This window comes from Adhaeretor mobilis (assembly GCF_007741515.1).
Taxonomy (GTDB): Bacteria; Planctomycetota; Planctomycetia; order Pirellulales; family Lacipirellulaceae; genus Adhaeretor; species Adhaeretor mobilis.
The window spans coordinates 3,923,940-3,942,668 of the sequence record NZ_CP036263.1 but is presented as its reverse complement, the minus strand read 5'-3'; the positions used below and the strand labels follow the sequence as shown (position 1 = coordinate 3,942,668).

The 18,729-nt window shown below is 50.8% G+C and carries 11 protein-coding genes and 2 tRNA genes; 8 read left to right on the top strand and 5 right to left on the bottom strand.

Annotation, left to right across the window (positions count from 1 at the left end):
- Positions 1-422: 422 nt before the first annotated feature.
- From HG15A2_RS15505 to HG15A2_RS15470, 8 genes are all read left to right on the top strand, one after another.
- A complete protein-coding gene (locus HG15A2_RS15505) occupies positions 423-953 on the top strand; it encodes a sigma-70 family RNA polymerase sigma factor (protein ID WP_145061091.1) in 531 nt (176 codons plus the stop codon).
- Entirely contained in the window at positions 950-2,479 is a 1,530-nt protein-coding gene (locus tag HG15A2_RS15500; RefSeq protein WP_145061090.1) for a FecR domain-containing protein, read from the top strand. Before HG15A2_RS15505 ends, HG15A2_RS15500 begins: the two co-directional genes overlap by 4 nt.
- 20 nt (positions 2,480-2,499) lie before the next feature.
- Positions 2,500-4,914 (top strand): CBM96 family carbohydrate-binding protein, encoded by a 2,415-nt coding sequence (locus tag HG15A2_RS15495; RefSeq protein ID WP_218932004.1) that lies wholly within the window; start codon positions 2,500-2,502, stop codon positions 4,912-4,914.
- 188 nt (positions 4,915-5,102) lie between these two features.
- Positions 5,103-7,211: a sodium:solute symporter family protein gene (locus tag HG15A2_RS15490; protein ID WP_246117973.1), complete on the top strand. Its 2,109-nt coding sequence runs from the start codon at positions 5,103-5,105 to the stop codon at positions 7,209-7,211.
- A 205-nt stretch (positions 7,212-7,416) separates the two neighbouring features.
- Positions 7,417-9,033: a DUF4214 domain-containing protein gene (locus HG15A2_RS15485; protein ID WP_218932003.1), complete on the top strand. Its 1,617-nt coding sequence runs from the start codon at positions 7,417-7,419 to the stop codon at positions 9,031-9,033.
- Between the two features lie 343 nt (positions 9,034-9,376).
- Complete coding sequence (locus tag HG15A2_RS15480) at positions 9,377-11,443, top strand: beta-galactosidase (protein WP_145061086.1); 2,067 nt, start codon at positions 9,377-9,379, stop codon at positions 11,441-11,443.
- On the top strand, positions 11,440-12,537 hold the full coding sequence (locus HG15A2_RS15475) for a class I mannose-6-phosphate isomerase (RefSeq protein WP_145061085.1): 1,098 nt from the start codon (positions 11,440-11,442) through the stop codon (positions 12,535-12,537). Before HG15A2_RS15480 ends, HG15A2_RS15475 begins: the two co-directional genes overlap by 4 nt.
- 228 nt (positions 12,538-12,765) lie before the next feature.
- Positions 12,766-13,890, top strand: a complete 1,125-nt coding sequence (locus HG15A2_RS15470) for an ISAs1 family transposase (RefSeq protein ID WP_145061084.1) — start codon at positions 12,766-12,768, stop codon at positions 13,888-13,890.
- Between the two features lie 1,673 nt (positions 13,891-15,563).
- On the opposite strand, the gene HG15A2_RS15465 is transcribed toward HG15A2_RS15470, so the two are convergent.
- The 5 genes from HG15A2_RS15465 to HG15A2_RS15445 all read right to left on the bottom strand — a co-directional run bounded on the left by HG15A2_RS15465 (position 15,564) and on the right by HG15A2_RS15445 (position 18,470).
- Positions 15,564-15,854, bottom strand: coding sequence for a DUF1580 domain-containing protein (locus HG15A2_RS15465; RefSeq protein WP_218932002.1), 291 nt, complete (start codon positions 15,852-15,854; stop codon positions 15,564-15,566).
- 120 nt (positions 15,855-15,974) lie between these two features.
- Positions 15,975-16,727: a hypothetical protein gene (locus HG15A2_RS15460; RefSeq protein ID WP_145061082.1), complete on the bottom strand. Its 753-nt coding sequence runs from the start codon at positions 16,725-16,727 to the stop codon at positions 15,975-15,977.
- 65 nt (positions 16,728-16,792) lie between these two features.
- Complete coding sequence (locus HG15A2_RS15455) at positions 16,793-18,058, bottom strand: tyrosine-type recombinase/integrase (RefSeq protein ID WP_145061081.1); 1,266 nt, start codon at positions 18,056-18,058, stop codon at positions 16,793-16,795.
- A 122-nt stretch (positions 18,059-18,180) separates the two neighbouring features.
- A tRNA-Ala gene (locus HG15A2_RS15450) sits at positions 18,181-18,253 on the bottom strand.
- 143 nt (positions 18,254-18,396) lie between these two features.
- A tRNA-Ile gene (locus HG15A2_RS15445) sits at positions 18,397-18,470 on the bottom strand.
- Positions 18,471-18,729: the final 259 nt, after the last annotated feature.

The following is an 18,729-nucleotide window of genomic DNA, read 5'->3' as shown; positions in this document are numbered from 1 at the left end:
GACAAACATCGGGTTACAATCCCTGCAAGGTGTTGGAAGCCTCGTGCTGGTAAGGACAGAATTCTCCTCAATAGGACAACAAAACAAAAAGATTTCGGGAACAATCCGAAAATCCGAAACCGAAATGCGAGTGCTTTGAATGAGTGCTGTTCTGAGTATCACCCTCCTGAGTGGCAGCGATTGTGACTTTTCTCGCTATGCTCGTTCACAAAAAAAAGGTGAGGGGTCTGCACTGTGCGTTGTCGAGATGTGATGCTGGCCTGCTATTTTGTACTTACGTGTCAGAAAAAGTGTCCTAAAAACCGATCAAACGTCCTGATCTATTATGAGTGGTTAGGTGTAGCGTCTGTCGAACCTAAGTATAGATTTTGGAGACGACGGCACAGAAACCCAAATGACTTTAGAAGGATCAGGGGATATCTATGGCGCTCAGTGAGCAACACGAAGAATTCGCGAGACTAGTAGCCAGCCATCAGCGTGAGATCCAGAGCTACATCTTCGCGAATGTTGTCAATTGGGGCGATGCCGATGAGATATGGCAAGAGACCTGCGTTCGCCTTTGGTTAGAGTTTGAGAAGTTCGAACCAGAATCGAATTTTGTGGCATGGGCGATCCGCGTAGCTTACTACGAAATACTCACTTGGAGAACCAAAGCTGGGCGTAACAAACTAGTGTTCGACCAGTCTTTTATTGATGATATAGCAGTCGAGCAGACGTATGTTGCATCCTCTGAGAATCAAGATCGACTCAAAGCGCTTGATGAATGCCTACAACAACTAAGCGACCGTAAACGTCGTATTATAGGTCAATTCTATACCCCTCACAAAGAGGTTCAGGATATCGCTTCGGTTATGAACTGCAGTGTAGGCGTTATCTACAAGGCAGTTCAGAGAATACGCAGCGATTTACGAAGGTGCATTGAATTGCGTCTCCAGAAGGAAGGACGTGCATGACTGACCATCGAAGTGAATTGCATGATAGAATCCACGAACTGGTGACCTGCCAGTTAGAGGAAGATGCGCAAGGTGCTAACGCGCAAGCTCTTCACAAACTTGTCACTGGCGATGCTGAGGCCCGTCGTGTGTATATGCAATACATGCAAGAATCGTATCGCATTGCCTCCAGACTTGCACCGCCCACCCACGATGCTACTCTGGATGGCATCCCACCTGATTCCTCTCAACCCGCAACTAAACACTCTGGAGAAAGGTATTCCCTGAAAGGCCTACTCTTCCCCGGCAAGCAGCTTTTGTTTTTGGCCACCGCTGCGATGCTACTCCTATCAGGGCTATTCTGGTATGGCCAGGTTCACGACTCCGATACGACTGATGGCATCGCCCACACAGTGCAAGGCGGTCAAAACATTCTGCATGCGGTGCGTGACAGCAGTGCGACCGAAGTAGCCACATTGGTCCATGGCGCTGACATAGTGTGCGACGCCACCAGCGGAGATCTTTCGGACTTGACTCGACTGAAGATTGGCCAGGAGCTTCGCCTTCTTGAGGGCAGCGCTGAAATAGTGTTTGACTCGGGGGTCGAGGCGATTGCGATTGCTCCATGCCAAATGACGATACAAGGGGCGGGGGAAATATCAACCAAGTATGGTCGAATTACGGCAAGAGTTGGTGAGCGCGGCAAGGGTTTCGTGATCGAGACCTCAGTAGCACGCGTGACTGATTTGGGAACTGCTTTTGGGGTAGAAGTTGAGGAAACCGGCGAGACATCAATCGCGGTATTCGAAGGAGAGGTTGATCTGGAATACGGAAGTCCGACTGGGAAAGCGGGGGTCCCGCTTCGCGCTAAGAAGAATCGACTCACTCAGGGTGAAGGACTCCGAATTGATCAATTTGGAATGTCTTCACGTCTCTTTTCCATCGACAGTATAAAGCTTCCACAAGTTCGTCAGTTGCCGCCCGTTAATATTCAGCATTCTGTAGTATCCACTGTCTACGACAACATAAGTGAAGAACGATTGGAGATGAGAAACTACTATCATATTGTACGATCTGGCCTGAGGGAAGACAGCCAAGCGTTCGTAGACCGTTTGCATCAGTGGAACGGAATCGATGCAACGGGAATCCCTAAGGACCTTATTGGCGCTGACTACGTAATGCCGTTTAACGAAGACAAATTCATCGCAGATCTAGAAGTCGTGCTGACTCTGGAGCGGCCTGCTACTGTGTACCTGTTTCTCAGCGACGACGAAGTTGTTCCAGAATGGATTTCTAAGGATTATGTTGACACGGGGCGAGACATCGGGCTAGACGAAGGTGTAAATCCGTACCGAATGGACCTCGCTTTAGACGATGGTCCCGGAAAAAGCATAGATACCCTGTTCTCAATTTGGAAGCGCGAGGTGGTTAGCCCGTTGAGCATTACTTTGGGGCCGGTCAAGAAACCCAAGAAGAGGGTCATGCGAAACGGTGTCAGCATACTGCCCGGCTACAACATGTATGGCATCGCGGCGGTTGCTTTATGATTTCACTTAGGAATATTGAAGTGCGTATCGTTGCCATTGTTTCTGTAAGTCTTATCGCCCACTGCTTACATAGCATTGCTCCAACGACGGCTCAAGCTGCCGAAGTTCTGCTTTCTGCGAGTGTGGTTGGTTCTACTCCCAAAACCATAGGCTACAACGTTGCCCACTTTGCGTTCGGCAGTAACACAGAGTCCTGGTGGCAGTATTCGGGTGTCAACGGAGCACGTCTCTGGTCTACTCCCAATATAGTTGAACCACCTGGTGATGATGATAGTGGGCCTTGGGGAGACGGCGTGACTGACGAGTCATCGTTCCTTGCCCGACGAGCAAGCTTGCGTGCCGATCCACTGAACCCTTCGTATATCAACTGGAACTACTTCGAAGACAAGTTCGCGAACAGTCCAACGACCGGAAATATTGTCAATCTGGACTATGCGATGGAGCGTTTGCGGGCTAATGACATCGAGATCTTGGCCACAATGCATCGCGGCGTAAACTCTTATCCTTTTGCTGCGACGGGGACGCAGACCGGCTATGAGGATCGCTGGGAGCACTGGCAGCATTTCTATGCCCAAGCGTTTCATATGGGACGACACTATGATGTTCAGCGCTATCAAATGTACAACGAGCCCGATCTGTCGGAAAACATCAACATGAGCCAAGCGGAGTATCTAGAGCGTCTGCAACTGGCTTCGGACGCAATCAATTCAGCCCTTGCCGATGTCAACCAGATGTTTGGCAAAACGCTCTCTGCAGAAGTGCATTCCCCAGTAAATTCGAACGGCAACAAGGTGAAAGCAGTACCTGGCGGCGAACCCCGCAATGATGTTACTGGCTGGGGTGAGCTCGTCATAGACAATAGGTACTCCGACTTGTTCGGCAACCCTGATCCGAATAACGAAGTTTGGCAAAAGTACACTTTTCACCTCTACAACAAGACGGGTTCTGAGGCGGGTGACAAGCTTGTGGATGTCAGGGAAGACGTGATTGACGTCAACGGGGGCCAGGACACCATTCCCATTGTGGTGGGCGAGCTCAACGTACACAGTGCAGCGGTTTTTGCCGGCATGAGTGAGACGCTAGACTCTCCCTCAAAGCTACAGGAGCTTGGGGCAATCTTTACGAATTACCTGAATAACCAACCCGATGAGATGTATGTCTTCAAATTTGGCCAAACGGACAATCAGGGCGGCGAAACCATCAAGAAGAACGGGACTCATTACGTCGATAACAACAACGCTCCACATAATGTCGGTGGCGCAACAAAAGGGGCAGGTGTTACGCGGCTCGTTGCGAAGGGGTTTAAGGGCGCCAAGTCACTACTTGGGACGCCAAGCCCTTCAGGTTCTGGTGCAGGAGAGCTCGATCTTTCCGCCTCTCATGATGCGGAGGCGGCACGGTATTATTTGCTCGCCAACAACGGAAATGCCAGTGGATCTACAACGCTCGATATCGACTTGAACGCTTGGAACATAATGCCGGGAACAACTGTTGTGGTCGAGGAGGTAAGCGGAAATCTGCATGGTGAAGTGGCTCATCTACTGACTGTTCCTGCCTCGGGTCTTCTCTCGCTTGATCAACCGTCGGAGAGTACGTGGCTCATCACAATTCCGGATGGTGCCCCGCGGCAGCAGGTCGTCTTTGGGGCGACGGATGACGCCATGGTGAAAGCAGGATCCAACGCGAATTCCAATTTCGGCACTAGCGACAATCTCATTGTGAAGAACCATCCAACAAACGCTGGAGCCCGAAACGTCAGTTTCATGAAGTTCGACCTTGGCGCGACGGACACAAGCTTGATTGACCAGGCAATACTTCAAGTGACTGGAGAGGACGCGATCAGTAGTAACGGAGTCATATCACACGTCTATGGCATCATGGACGACACTTGGGATGAAGACTCGATCACCTGGAATACGGCTCCGAACTTGGAATCGTCTAGTGGAACTGTGAATGGGATTGAGGACAATTTCGTTGAGGGCATCGGTTCCTCAGCTTCCTTCCTAGGCCATCTCACTTCTAGCTCCTCGGAAGACCTTTTACAGTTGGATATAACGGAGTTTCTTGTCGATCACGGAGATCAACTGATTTCGTTGCTCGTAGCACGCGAAGTACGTTGGGATGGTGAAGACGTTGACGATAGTCTCGGTTCTCTACAAATCGCATCCAAAGAGCGTGCCGGCAATAGCGGACCACAATTACTGCTATTTCTCGACAGCACGACGCAACCAGGAGACTTTGATCTCGACGGTGACGTTGACGGATTCGACTTTCTTGTTTGGCAAGGAGATGGACTGAGTCATACTGAATTGACGGACTGGGAAACGTACTACGGTTTTGTCCCCTCGTCGTTAACACACTCGCAGATCGTGCCTGAGCCGTCTGCAATCCTCTTGCTAGCCTTGGGGATGGTGGCAGTCCCACTCTATCGTTAGGCGATGGCAACTTGTTTTCATTCAATGGACGATTTGTCTTGAGTGATGTGATCATGCGATTCGCGCCGTCGACTCGCGCTGATGCTGAAGGTTCAGTAAGGAAATAAAAGTTGTTTGGTCTTCCCACAATAGATATCGTCGTTATCACTGCCTATTTCATTGCGGTCCTACTCGTTGGGCTTTGGGCAATGCGACGCATCAAGAATAAGGAAGACTTTTTCCTGGGGGGAAGGCGATTTGGCAAGCTAGTCTTGGTGTTCGCGGCTTTTGGCCAATCCGTTAACACATCTTCTTCCGTTAGTGCTACCACGACCACAGCGGCAAATGGCGCGTCAGGCATTTGGAGTTCCTTGAATTACGTATTCGGAACACCACTCTACTGGTTTACTAGTGTGTGGTACCGACGACTTCGCCTGCTGACTATGGGAGACTACTTTGAAGACCGCTTTGGTTCAAAGCTCATGAGTGGTACTTATGCGATCGTGAGCTGCCTGGGCTTCATGGTAATGATCTCACTTGGATTCAACGCTATGGGAAAGACTGTCGTCGCACTCACTCCCAAATCCGTAGAGCGTTTAACAGAAGTAGAGAAAGTAGAGTACAACAAGGCTCTTGAGTTGGAATCACTAGAGCAATCAGATTTCACTAGCTTGAGCATGGAACAACGTGACCAGCTAGCAAACCTGCGTATGCTCAACCCTCGAAAAGTGTTTTCTCATATCAGCAGGGAAGCACTCATTTGTTTCGTATGTGCACTTGTCTTGCTCTACGCTTCTGCGGGCGGTCTAGAAGCTGCTTTCATTACCGACCTGATTCAGGGTATGTTCATCCTGGCTCTGTCCATCATGTTACTTCCCTTCGCATGGGCGAAGATAAACACGATCTACGGTGGCGAGGGCGTGTTCGACGCCCTAAGAACCATGCACGAGCGTCTGCCGGAATCCTACTTCGAGATATTAGGATCGCCTACATCGATCGATTTTACGTGGTATTACATTATCGCACTGACATTCATGATCTCAATTAACTTTGGAGTCTTGGCCAATCAGTTGGTCAGCTCGGGATCTGCCAAAGACGAGTATTCAGCTCGTTTTGGATTCACTGTAGGTCTCTACATGAAACGGCTGTGTGCTGTGCTTTGGGGCATGTTTGCGTTGGCAGCAGTCCTCCTCTACGGCAAAACGATACGAGACCCCGACTTAATCTATGGGCATGCCGTATTGGATCTTTTGGGGCCGCCTGGATTAGGATTGGTGGGGCTCATGATAGCCTGCCTCATGGCGGCGCTCATGAGTAGTGCGGATTTCCAAATGATTGCAAGTGCAGGCCTCATCACTCAGAACGTCTACCGTCCATTATTTCCCAATTTCTCAGAAATGCACTACGTATGGGCGGGAAGAATCTTCGGTGCTGGAGTGGTGATAGGTGGCGGCTATGTAGCGATTACATGCTCAAGCATCTTTGAACAGCTAAAACTAAGCTGGGAAATCAACTCTATCTTTGCAGCCAGTTTTTGGATGGGAATGATTTGGCGCAAGGCAAACTGCAAGGCAGCGTGGGCATCCATCTTTGTGACTTGCAGTATATTCTTCGTCGTGCCACTTCTACTACCTATTATTGATCCAGCGATTAGTTCCAACCCTTATCTTGCTGCCCACACGAACCCAGCGCCAATCTCAAGATCGTACGTAGCACATGAAATGGATATTGAAGCCAGAGAGGCAGAGATCGCCCACTGGGACGAGTTGAAAGCAGAAGGGAAAGGAAACGGACCTCGCCCAGAGCCAATAGAACTTGGAAAGAGATTCACCAAAGTCTATCAGTTGCCACAAAAGAGCATATTTTGGTCACGAGGAGTCCAATCGAATGAGGAAGCGGTCCTTGAGGGCCATGGATTGCTAAATCTAGGCCTCGTGGTTCTCGACAAGCTTGGTTGTGATCTGTCTGCCAATTCCTATGCTTTCAACGAAACGCTGCGAATCGTGCTTCGGATACTTGTGCCATTCGGAATATTTGTGGTCGTAGCTCTGGTTACTCCTTCTGACGATCAGCAATTGATCGATCGGTTTTACGTCAAGATGAAAACAGAAGTATTGCCTGACCACGAGGCTGATCAAGAGAATTTGGAGAAATCATACTCAACGCCGAATCGTTTTGATCACCTAAAATTGTTTCCGAAATCGAATTGGGAATTTTGCAAATGGAGCAAAGTAGATGCTATCGGATTCCTGCTCTCTGTCCTGACAGCCTTCGGGATTGTTGGGCTCTTCTTTGTCGCTCTGTCTATTGGCAGTTAGACAAGAACATCGGGCTCATTTACAGAAAGAGAAGAAACAAATGTTGCAGCGCTGTCGATTCTTACTACTCGTTCTCACTTGCACGTCAACGCTCCCAGTGCTTGAGTGCGGTGCGGTGGAAAGACTCCTTACCGTTTCAGGTGATGTAGAGTTCCCCGAATACAGTACGCGCATCGGGGGCCAGGGATCTACGGCAATATATACCATGGATCCAGAGAAAGCCTGGGTTATTCAGGAAGCGGAATACCAGCTTGCCTTAGGCAGCGATACCTTCAAGTTCATGCTCAGGCCGTACAAGAACAAGTACGCTGGAACTGACGTTCACACCGAGGAAGGTCCTCCGCATAGCGAACCGGTTCACTCTTTGGTCGATCGCGCCAAGAATGTGGAATCCTTTCGAAAAATCCTGGACATGCCGTTTAGATACACAATGATTTGGGCATTTCCTGTGGCTGGCCTGAACAACGACCAGACGGGTATTTATACCGGCAAGGCTGCCGGGATCAATCTGGGCGACGGTTATTCGAAAGCCGAGGCCAAGGTTGAGTACAGAGAGCTCTATGATTTCACCAGGTATCTCATTGAAAAGTACCAGAATACCGGACGAAGTTTTCTTATTGGCAATTGGGAAGGGGACTGGGTTCTCTTGGCAGATCAAGAGCATCTGCCACAAAACAAAGGCAAGGAAAATAAAAGAGCGTTTGAACCTAGCCAAGAAAAGATTGAAGCCATGCGTGCCTGGTTCGCAAACCGCCAAAAAGCAATTGAAGACGCTAGAAATTCATTGCCCGACGCGAAAGGAGTTCATGTCTATCACTACGTCGAAGTCAATCACTTTGAGAATGCGATGGACGACATTCCAGACAATGGGGATGCACGTCTAGTCAACGCCGTCTTGCCCAACATAAAAGTGGATGCCGTCTCTTACTCAGCGTGGAACGGAACAAACCAGACAAAAGAGTTGCCAGGTCGATTGCATAAGCACCTCCAGTTTATTGAAGACCACGCGCAATTCACTGGAGAATGGCCCTTTGAAAAGGCGGTTTTCGTCGGCGAATATGGCCGAAAAAAGGGCGCGGAGACAACCAAGTGTATTAATGCGGCAGCAAGTTGGGGATGTCCTTTTACGCTGTACTGGTGCATCATACCTAACTATCCAACTAATAATCATTACATGGTCGAAAAGGACGGTAGCCTCACTGAGTCTTACATGGCTCATCATGAAGCACTCGCAAAGATTGTCTGCCAAAGAGATGTCTACCGACTCTTTCTAGGTAAGAATCCAACAGAAAAAGAGTTGAACGTTCTCCTGGCAAATTTTCAGAACACAGAAGTATCTTCTGTCTTGGCCGCTGCTATAAACAGCCCTGAATTTGTAGCAAGGATTTCCGACTCCGATTTCGTGGCAGCCCTCTTGGTTCAACTACTTGTCGACCAAGGAGAGAGCAAACAGCTTCTTGGCACCTTCCTCAATAAGATCACAACTGGAGAACTAAGCAGATTCCAGGTCTTACTCGAACTAATGGATAGCGACGAATTCAAGACAGCTGTAAACGATAGAGAATTCTCTGCCTGGATCTGTACTCGCGTACTTAACAATGAAGACCCTGCCAGTCGCGAGAGCGTTCTATCATCCCTTAGCTCAACAGCGCGTTCCCAAGTTTGGAAAAGCGCCCTGAATTCTCCAGGATTCGGCAGCGCTATTCTAAAGGCTCGCTTCCAAAATACGCAAGCAGACTATAAGGACTGGATTTATGAGAATAGTACTTCGGATACGGTCTATCAGCATTTCTCCGTCGATTTTAGAGGCATTCTCAAATGAATCCCGCTGAATAGTTTGATAAGAGCCAGCCGTAACTCCTAGGTAGAGTGATGAGAATCGGTTTGTGAGACATCATCAGATCTGCCGATCAAGACGCTTCCTTTCGAAGGCACGCCTTATGGTCCGTACACCCTTATGGAAAAATTCTTGGCGGAAGTGCGAAATGCGGTAGGACAACAGTCCTGGAGCCAGCAATAAGGTGGAGATAGATAGAAGTGGTGAGGGTTGAGAAAGCTCCACCACACCCGAGTAGAACTTTACCGTCGGTTCTGCGTGTAAGGTCTAAGGGCTAATTATGTCTACAAAACAAGAGATCAAAATTGAGCTATAAGGGAAGATTTACATGGGTGATATTGTCTTTGGGACCGTTTACATTCTTGAGCAAGGCAGAAGTTTTCGAGAGATCGCACGGGATCTGGATAACATACAGGACCTAGGGTTCGAGACGATCACGGTTTGGCCGTTGGCAAATTCATGGCTCGCAAAACAACCTGACGAATTTGTTTTTGATGACACACTCAAGTTGCTCGACTTGTGCCAAGAGCGATCACTCACAGCGATCATGCAGTTGATCGGCCAAAATCAGAGCCAGGAGTATATGCCGGACTGCTTGATGAAACCCGAAATGCTTGCCTTGCACCCCAAGAACTGCTTTTGGGCAAACCCGAATCACCCAGAAGTGGATCAATGTGTCTATGAATTCTTCGGACTAGCAATCAATTCTTTAAAGGATCACCCCGCGGTACTCGCATGGGACGTTTTTAATGAAGCCAGGTTATCCACGGACGATCCATGGACAACCGAGCTTTACCGACAATGGCTCAAAGAAAAGTATGAATCGATAGAGAACCTAAACTATCGCTGGCACAGAAGATATCGTGACTTCTCTCAAATAGACCCTGATGATCGGAATGCAGGATATAGTCTTTGGAGCAGCATGCTTCCCGGTGTGGAGTATGAACGCTTTCGCAGCGAGAACCTGTCAGCCATCTGCAAACGGTACGTAGACTACGCTAAAGAGTTTGACACCAACCACCCTGTGATTGTGGACGGATTGCCAGACGCATTGCTTTCACCCAATCTTACGGAAAAGAACTCGGACGAGTTCGATCTCGCCAAGACATGCGATATCTATGGTGCGACTTTTTATCCCAAATCATGGGGCCAAAAGCTATATTTGCCATGGAATCTCTCGATGTATTTCAGCCTTTCCGCCAGTGCTGCGGCAAAGGCTGAAAAGGACTTTTACATCAATGAGATTCAAACTCATACCACGTCTCCATTAAGCCCAGGTTCCGAAGTAACTCCTGAGCGGCTCTACTCGTGGGTTTGGTCAGGTTTTGGTTCGGGAGCCAGAGGGCTCCAGCTTTGGCGATGGCGCCCATTCTTGCACGGCTATCAGTCAACAGGCAGAGGAGTCACCCATATTGATGGCACTCCTGGAGCGAGAGCGGAAGCGATGAAAACAATCGCTACCGTCCTAAATGACAATAGTGAGCTTTTCAAGAACGCTCTACCTGTTTCGCCTGCGGTGAAAGTTGTTTCAAGTTACCGCTCGCGTCTCTTCTTTGATTCGTTCCTCAGCAGACCAAAACCCATCGGCGAGTGGGCACCAAGCTTTCACCCTAAAACTATGACCGGATGGTATCGCCTCTTTTGGTCATCTGCGATCCCGACAACTTTTACGGAAATAAAGGACCTTTCGGATGATGACCTACAAGCTCCGATCTTGGTGCTGCCTTCGCTTATAAGCCTGAGCACGAAACAGCAACAACAGCTTGCTGATTATGTCAGTGCAGGTGGAGTACTAATAGCAGACTGTCGATGCGGAACAGTCGATGATGACGGCGTTGTGCCAGCCGAAGGTGTCCCCGGCAAGATTCTTTCAGAGGTGTTTGGATTCAATGAGATGGACGTCGATGGGCCTGTTGAATTCGAGTTTCTCAACGAAAAGAAAAACGGTTCGTTCATGTCTCAAATTATTAAGCCTGCGCCCGATGCTGAAGTGCTGGGTCGAAGTCTTGACGGCCGACCTATGGTAATTGCACACAATTACGGTAAAGGAAAAGCATTCTACTTTGCCGATTTCATGGGGCTGGGGATGGAGAAGCACATCACGGCAGCAGAGCAAGAATTCTTTCTTGAGCAAGTGTTGACTGTCGCAGCAGATTCTCCCTGGGCCAGCAAATCAGACAATGTCTCAGTCTGGTTCCATAGGTCCGGAGGCAAACACCTGGTCTATGTCTTGAATATGTGCGGTGATAATGAAGATGTTGTCCTACACAATGTTCCCGCTGAGACAACTGTAAGCGACTTAGTCACTGGGATTACGATTCCGGGAGGAGATGTCATCAAGACATCCCTACAGGGCTGGCAGAGCCAGATACTAGTGTGGGATATAATCGAATGAAACGAATGATCATAGAATTGCCGCCCAACCGAGTACGTCGCAGTTACAAAGGAGGATTGCAACTCGATGAATTCGCAGGCAATCCGAATCCAAGTGACACGGACTGCCCTGAAGACTGGATTGCTTCCACAATCCTGGCACGTAACCCGGGGATGCCAGAGATCGAAAATGAAGGACTGGCACACGTTACGACACATGACGGAGAAACCCTGCTGTTAAGGGACCTCTTTGAGCAATTTCCAGAACATTATCTAGGTAAAGCGCATTACCAAGAATTGGGCTCGCAACTAGGCTTCCTGGCAAAGCTATTGGACGCTTCGATGCGCTTACACGTGCAAGCGCATCCCACATCTCAGTTCGCACAAGCACACTTGGGTTCGCGCTGGGGAAAACTGGAAACCTACGTGATTCTCAGTGTCAGAGATGACTGCGAAGGGCACCTGCGACTTGGTTTTCAAAATCTCAAGGACATTAAAAACTGGAACCGAATTGTCTTCGAGCAGGATATCCCTGCCATGGACGCTTGTTTTGAGAGAATTCCCGTTAAAGCAGGTGAAGTCTGGTTGGTGCCAGGCGGAGTTCCACACGCTATCGGGGAGGGGCTACTCGTGTTGGAAGTGATGGAACCTTCCGATCTTGTAGTGCGCTGCGAGTTTGAGAGAGAAGGAATTGTAGTTCCACCAGAAGGTCGCTTCATGGGAAGGGACCCCGCGTTTGCAATGACAATTTTTGATCACACAAACTACTCGGCTGAAGAGATTGCCGAGAAATGCAGAATCGTGCCCACCATGCTTCATGAGTGCCCCACGCATTCTGTTGAGTCTTTAATTGGCCCCAATCACACTGATTGTTTTGAGATAGACCGGTGGACTTGTCGAGATTTGTCGAGGCTCACGAAGGATGACAGCCTTCACCTCTGCGTTGTAGCCGAAGGTAAGGGAACAGTCACCGTTCAAGACGAATCCATTGATCTAAAGCAGGGCTCTTGCTTCTTGATTCCCTCTGCTGCAAACGAAATTACGATATCGCCAAGAGATGTTGAACACCTAACTGTCCTCGCCTGCAAGCCAGGGACCGCAAAACTAACGGAATAGACGAGAGCTGGTTTTTTTTGCAGCTTGCATTTAGACGCTTCGAATGATTTCTCCGACGCCGGATAGAGAGCCGTGAAATGTTCTTGACCACTCCCAAGAAACGATGGCTGGCTAGCCCAGGGCAATCGCATCTAAATGACCGAATACATCGATCTCTGCGTAGAAGTCATTTCAGCGGTTGGGTCGGAATCTAACCGCCGATAGCATTTCTAGCACGGAGGTCGACGTATGGCGATTACAAAATCCCCTGTCATTCTTACACACTTCGAGGAACTTACCGATCCTCGCATGGAACGGACCAAGCGACATCGGCTCAGCGACATCGTGGCTATCGCCTTGTGCGGCGCAATCTGTGGAGCCGACTCGTGGGCCGATGTCGAGCGATTTGGCAACGAGAAGATCGACTGGTTCCGCACCTGGTTGCCTCTGGAGCATGGCATTCCCTCGCACGACACGTTGGGTCGCGTATTCTCGCTGCTGGACACCAAAGAATTCTACCACTGCCTAGCGAACTGGGTTGCCAGCCTGCAACTCGATCTGCAAGGCCAGACCGTGGCTATCGACGGCATGACACTTCGCCGGTCTTTCGACCAAGCGTCCGGCACAGGAGCCTTGCACCTGGTCAACGCGTGGGCCAGTGATCTTCATCTCTCGCTCGGACAACTCGCGACGGAGCAAAAGTCCAACGAAATCACTGCCGTACCACGGCTTTTGGAGATACTGGCCATCGAAGGAGCAGTCATCACGCTCGACGCGATGCATTGCCAGAAGCAAACTGCTGAGAAGATTCGCCTAGCGGGTGCTGATTACGTTTTGCAAGTGAAAGGCAATCAAAAAAAGATGCATGAGCAACTGCTCCAGTTGTTCATTGACTACGGCGATCAGGATTATCGTGGCGTGCGTCGGCATGTCACGGTGGAGAAGAATCACGGCCGCGATGAGCGTCGCGAGTATTACGTCGCTCCCGCGCCCCCAAAACTGTCTGAGCAGTGGCGTGACCTTCGCTCGGTTGGCATGGTTTTTCGCTATCGTAAATCGGGAGAGAAGCTGAGCGAAGAGACTTCCTTTTTCATCAGCAGCCTGCCCCCCAAGGTCAGGTCCCTAGCAGGACATGTTCGTAACCATTGGAGCGTGGAGAACTCACTGCATTGGTCGCTGGATGTAACTTTTTCAGAAGATCAAAGCCGTCTTCGGAAAGGCAACGGCCAAGAAATCGCTGCCGGAATGCGTCGCTTGGCGCTCTCCATTCTCAAGCGAGACACTACGCTCAAAGAAAGCCTGCGCGGTAAACGACTCCGCGCAGGTTGGAATAACCAAACACTGCAAGCCATTCTCACGAGTATTCAAGCGTAATTAGATGCGATTGCCCTGCTGGCTAGCCGAGGGGGTAGGCTTGCTGTCACTTCGATGACATCCCAACTGCCACTAGAAGTATGCAGGAGGCGGATAGGGCAATTCTGATGACAGCAAAGTTTTGCCAACGTCAGCCATCTGTAATTTGAGTAGCCAATCATACTTGGTCGCTAATTGGGCCAGTTAAGTTCGAAGCCCGCTGCAAGTTCCGCAAATTAATACCTGCCAGAGGCTGAATCATCTTGGGCTTTCGAGCTAGTGATCGAATTGCACGAGGAGTTCCTCAGCCGTGCGACTTAGCAATTTCAGCTTGCGCTCCAAGACGCTCCTCCTAGTGGAGTTGCGTAAAAATGTTTCGACGTTTGGGCGGGCGTCCTCGCACGCAATCCGACAATGATTTCTTTGAGGCGCGGAGCGTAAGCATGAGATTGCAAAGCTGATGCGATTGCGTCAAGCAAAGCTTGGGAAAGGGGAATAAGATGTAGATTACAACTTTGAAACCTTTTATCGAAGCCTTGCGGGTGAGAATCCCGTCCAGTTTAGCTTGACCAGCAACTGGAAGCGAGTGTTGCGTGGTACTGAGGTAACTCACTCCACGAAGCGTACACAGCGAATCCGAAAGCCATGCTATTGAGCTTCGAAAGGCCTTTCGTGGGAGCCTTTGCTTTTTGCATACCAAGGGCCACGCTGCTGCGTCGTAATGGTTTGACGCAAGCAGTCCTGCCGGAGTCGGTTTGGAACATGTGCAAACGGATAACTGAGGTTTCCCAGGAACTTGGGAGAGTCCTACTTTTTTGCTCCTCGGCAATTCCCGGCTGGAGCTACCGGGTTACCAACTCCAGGCTCTGGCAGTGCACTCGTCTGCCAGAGAACGAAAATAACGAGTGCAGCCGAGGTATCGCTAAGCGAAGGAAACGAAGTGCGGCGAGATGGCGGTAGGATGTCGTAGCACCCGCATAGTACTGATGAAGCCGGGGAACTGGTCCCGCAGGACCCGGTGGAGGGAAGGCAAAACCGAAAGGGGGTGCCTGATGTTGGACCCTGGGTCGGGAAATACGTCCGAGGCTTCGAACTTGGAATTACGTATTAACGACACGGCTCAGGATAGCATTCCGGGCATGCAGCGTTTAGCTGTATGGCGAATCCAACATGAGAGGAACCGTATGCTCTAATGTGGGCACGTACGGGTCTGTGGGAGCCCTGGGTGGCAACACCCAGGGCCACCTGGCCTAGTTTCATAGACTCATCGAATAACCTAGAGCCAGCGCATATCACCCGCCTTCCCTGAGGGGGCCCCTTTGTTGAGGGTCCATCAAGTCGGCACGTAGTTGGTCTCCGCGCTAAGTGCGGACGGCAGCTCCTCAGGCGCTTGTTGCGGCGGTGGGCAGTGCAAGCGATTTATAGTACTGAACCCGTCCTGGCCTTAGTCTTCACCGGATGTGATCCCGGCTTTCTGATCGGAAACACGACTGATAGCAGCTCATCGCTCTTAACGACCACAGCGAGAAGCCCAGCCCTCAGGCGGCGTGATTTTAGAGACGGCAACTGGTCCGTCTAGGTACTCAGGCTCAAGGTTTAACGACCGTAGAGACTTTGACCCAGGTCGGCTCGACTAACGAGCAGGCACGCATCGCCTCAGTGTTTGAAGCGATGGGAGCCTGACCGGTAGTTGCTTAGAGGTTCTCGCTTGCTAGCTCGCGTTCCGCTCTTTCGATGGCGGTTACACGCTGCCGCTCAGTGCGTGGCTTGGGTAGCCCTCCATCAGCGGCTGCGGTTATCTCAGCGTTGAAACGCTGGACCGCCTCGACGCTGGTGAAACGACGACCGCCGCATTTGATCGTTTCGAGCCTTACGCCCTTGATGCCACAGGTTTTGTGGCGATGGCAGGTGGCGGGATGGGGGCGTATCCCTGTGGCCTTCTCGTAGGCCGTGGGGAGAGGGAATAGCTTTTCGTCTTGGATCACTATGAAACCTCGCAGTCAGTGGATCAGTGGAAATCTGGACCATCTGTTGCAAAGTGTCGCAATCTGGGCGGGCCAAACGCGGGCCAAACGCGGGCTTTTTTCAATTGCGGAGATCTTTTTCTAGGAATCTAGAGGCTTCAACAGTACGAAGTTCTGTTTCAGTGACACCCGCCAAGGTACTCCGTTGACTGAAAAATAGCGGTTAGCCTTTCTGCGGAGTGAGCCATAGGCGCTTTCATCGGCAACGTGATCCGGATCGTCGTAGACCGGCCGCTTTAGGTCGTCGAAGCTGGAACGCTTGTTGGGCTGATCCCATAGGAATTTAGTCATTTTCCAGCACGCGTTGGCCATCTCTGCCTCAAGCAACTCTCCGTTTAGAACCCACTGGCCGATATCTAACGGACCGTCAGCCAATGGATCAGCTAATACGGCATCTAAATCACGCTGATACAGATAGAGGTTACGGCGAATGGCAGACCAGTCCTCGTGTGGATCGCACTCCCCCCAGATCGCAATGCGATAGATTGCGTCTGCCAGCACCATAGCTCGCCAGGGTTTTCCAGCTAGCGACGATAATTTCTTTTCCAGGATGCTGGGCATCCCGTCTAACGCTTCAAGCACAGAATGATGTCCCAAGCGAACTTCGTTAACTAGCTCACCGAAAGCTTTCGCTTCATCATGCTTCTCTTGTGAGCGCAACATCCCAACAAAGTCACCGAATAGACTGCCTTTTACCGAAAGGTCTGTGCGTTTCTCAAGCGAGTAGGCGAGAAACTCTTGATGCTCTGCAATGATGACAAGGTATCCGTCGATTTGATGGAATGCTTCAACAAGCTTGTTGCGGCAGTCATATTCGAGCTGAGTTTGGTTCACGTGAGTACTCGCAAGGTCTGAGAGGCTAGTGGTGTAGTGGTAGAGTCTCGATGTGGTGTAGACCCTCATCCTATTTTTCGTGCGACATCCAAACCCTTCGCTAGATCACGTTCCGCATAGATCTGCGTAACATCCGCAGCGCTGTGGCCAAGGATTACTTGAGCAGCCTCTAAGCCAAACTCTCGTCGAATCTCCGTGGCGGCTGTATGACGCAAACGATTTGGCGACCATCGATGTGCGGCTTGCCATTCTTTAAGCTCTGCAAGCTCATCGGTAGTGAGTTGATTTGTTGGGTTCTGGCTAAATTCTGGGTGCGGGAATGCTCGATCACAGGCTCTGTGGATTGCTCGCCGGTAGGCATCTGTTGAGTAGCGTTCCCCTGGCTGTTTCAGCAGCTTACGTTTGCCTCTTCGCTTCGCTTTACTACCCGGTCGGTTTCCGCACGATAACGGAGTGACTCGGGAAGCATGAGCAGCAGCCAGCCGCTTAGCCTCACTATCGCAGGGCCGAAAGCAGCAAGTTTCAGGATCGCGGGCCAGATACTTGAGCAGAATGCCCTGCCCTTGAGGCCCAATGAGTACCGTCCGATCTCGCCCATGATGTTCGGTCTTGTGCGAAGCTGGTCTGTAGACCCAGACCTCTCCAGACCGGTCGAGATCACAGGGGCGGAGGTCACATAGTTCCTTGGGCCTGGCAGCGGTCAGGAGTTGCAGCTGGACCATGTCAGCGATGGTCTCTGGAAGCTCAGCTAAGGTGGCTTCTACGACTTCAGGGGAAACTGGTCCAACAGGAGCCGTTTCTCGGGCTTCACTTCTTCCCTTCCGCAAGCCAGGGACCATTGCTAGAGATTGTGGGACGCTTGGTGGCAAGATCCCCTCAGCGGCCCCCCATTTGAAAATTCGGGCAACTCTCCGCATGGATGAGTTCGCGTAGGTCCGCGAGATCCCTCCACTGACCAATTCATCTCGAACTGCCTTGAAGCGAAGCGGGCCGAATTCAGCAGCAGAAGTTCGTCCGAAGAGTCGGGCTATCAGTTGAGCCAGACGCCTCATGTGGAAATACTCACTCTTGGGGCCAGTCCCGTAGTAGTCCTTTGCATAGCGGAGATAGGCCGCGAGTAGCTCAGCGATAGAGAGGTCGTCCTGCGAAGTTCCGAAGGCGGGCGAACGACCAGAGGAGAGCCATTCGGCAATCAGGCGGTCGTACTCTAGCTTGCTAGTTTTGGTGCCGTGCGGGCCTAGATAGTAATCTCGCCCAGATAGAGTGACTACGGCCTGTCCGCTACCGCGGTGCTTACGGTACTTGGGGAGGGAGTTTGAGAGTTTCGGCATAGGGGCGTTCTCCATGAGAGGAGCCAAACCGGTATGTACCGCTTTGCGCTCGGCGGAAAACGCCGCACTGCCGACATCGGCAGGTAGCAGAAAAGCCTATGATTGCAGGCTAAAATCCAAAGTGGAGCCGAGGGGGATCGAACCCCTAACCTCCGGCTTGCAAAGCCGGCGCTCTCCCAGTTGAGCTACGGCCCCAATTGGCTGCTAGCTATTGGCCATTGGCTGTTAGCTATCAACTACTGAGGGTGGCAATCTACAGGTGGTGTGACCTTACCACAAGGCTTTCGCCGTTAAATGCAAACTAATAGCCAATCGCCAACAGCTAATAGCGTAAATAGTGGGCGTGCCAAGATTCGAACTTGGGACCTCAGCCTTATCAGGGCTGCGCTCTAACCAACTGAGCTACACGCCCGTGCTTGACGGCCAAGGCCGTCTCTCTCACACGGGCCACATATTGTAAGCAGCCTTGCTCTGCTGTCAAAGGCCCTGTTGTCAAAGTGTAGCTCATAACTCTCTGGTGGAAATATTTCCGAGCCGAGAGTTCGCCTATCGCACCTCCAGGGATGCTTCAGGTCTCGGGTAGGAGCTACCTACAGATTTTCCTAGTAGCGAACGTGCCTCCGGCTCAGGTGACGCAAAGCCTCACAAGCTGGGCGGAGTTTGCCGAGGGG

Excerpts from the sequence above, each read along its gene's own strand:
- HG15A2_RS15455 (WP_145061081.1), bottom strand. The coding sequence starts at position 18,058 with ATGCCGAAACTCTCAAACTCCCTCCCCAAGTACCGTAAGCACCGCGGT.
- HG15A2_RS15480 (WP_145061086.1), top strand. The coding sequence starts at position 9,377 with ATGGGTGATATTGTCTTTGGGACCGTTTACATTCTTGAGCAAGGCAGA.
- HG15A2_RS15485 (WP_218932003.1), top strand. The coding sequence starts at position 7,417 with ATGGATCCAGAGAAAGCCTGGGTTATTCAGGAAGCGGAATACCAGCTT.
- HG15A2_RS15490 (WP_246117973.1), top strand. The coding sequence starts at position 5,103 with ATGCGACGCATCAAGAATAAGGAAGACTTTTTCCTGGGGGGAAGGCGA.
- HG15A2_RS15475 (WP_145061085.1), top strand. The coding sequence starts at position 11,440 with ATGAAACGAATGATCATAGAATTGCCGCCCAACCGAGTACGTCGCAGT.
- HG15A2_RS15470 (WP_145061084.1), top strand. The coding sequence starts at position 12,766 with ATGGCGATTACAAAATCCCCTGTCATTCTTACACACTTCGAGGAACTT.
- HG15A2_RS15505 (WP_145061091.1), top strand. The coding sequence starts at position 423 with ATGGCGCTCAGTGAGCAACACGAAGAATTCGCGAGACTAGTAGCCAGC.
- HG15A2_RS15500 (WP_145061090.1), top strand. The coding sequence starts at position 950 with ATGACTGACCATCGAAGTGAATTGCATGATAGAATCCACGAACTGGTG.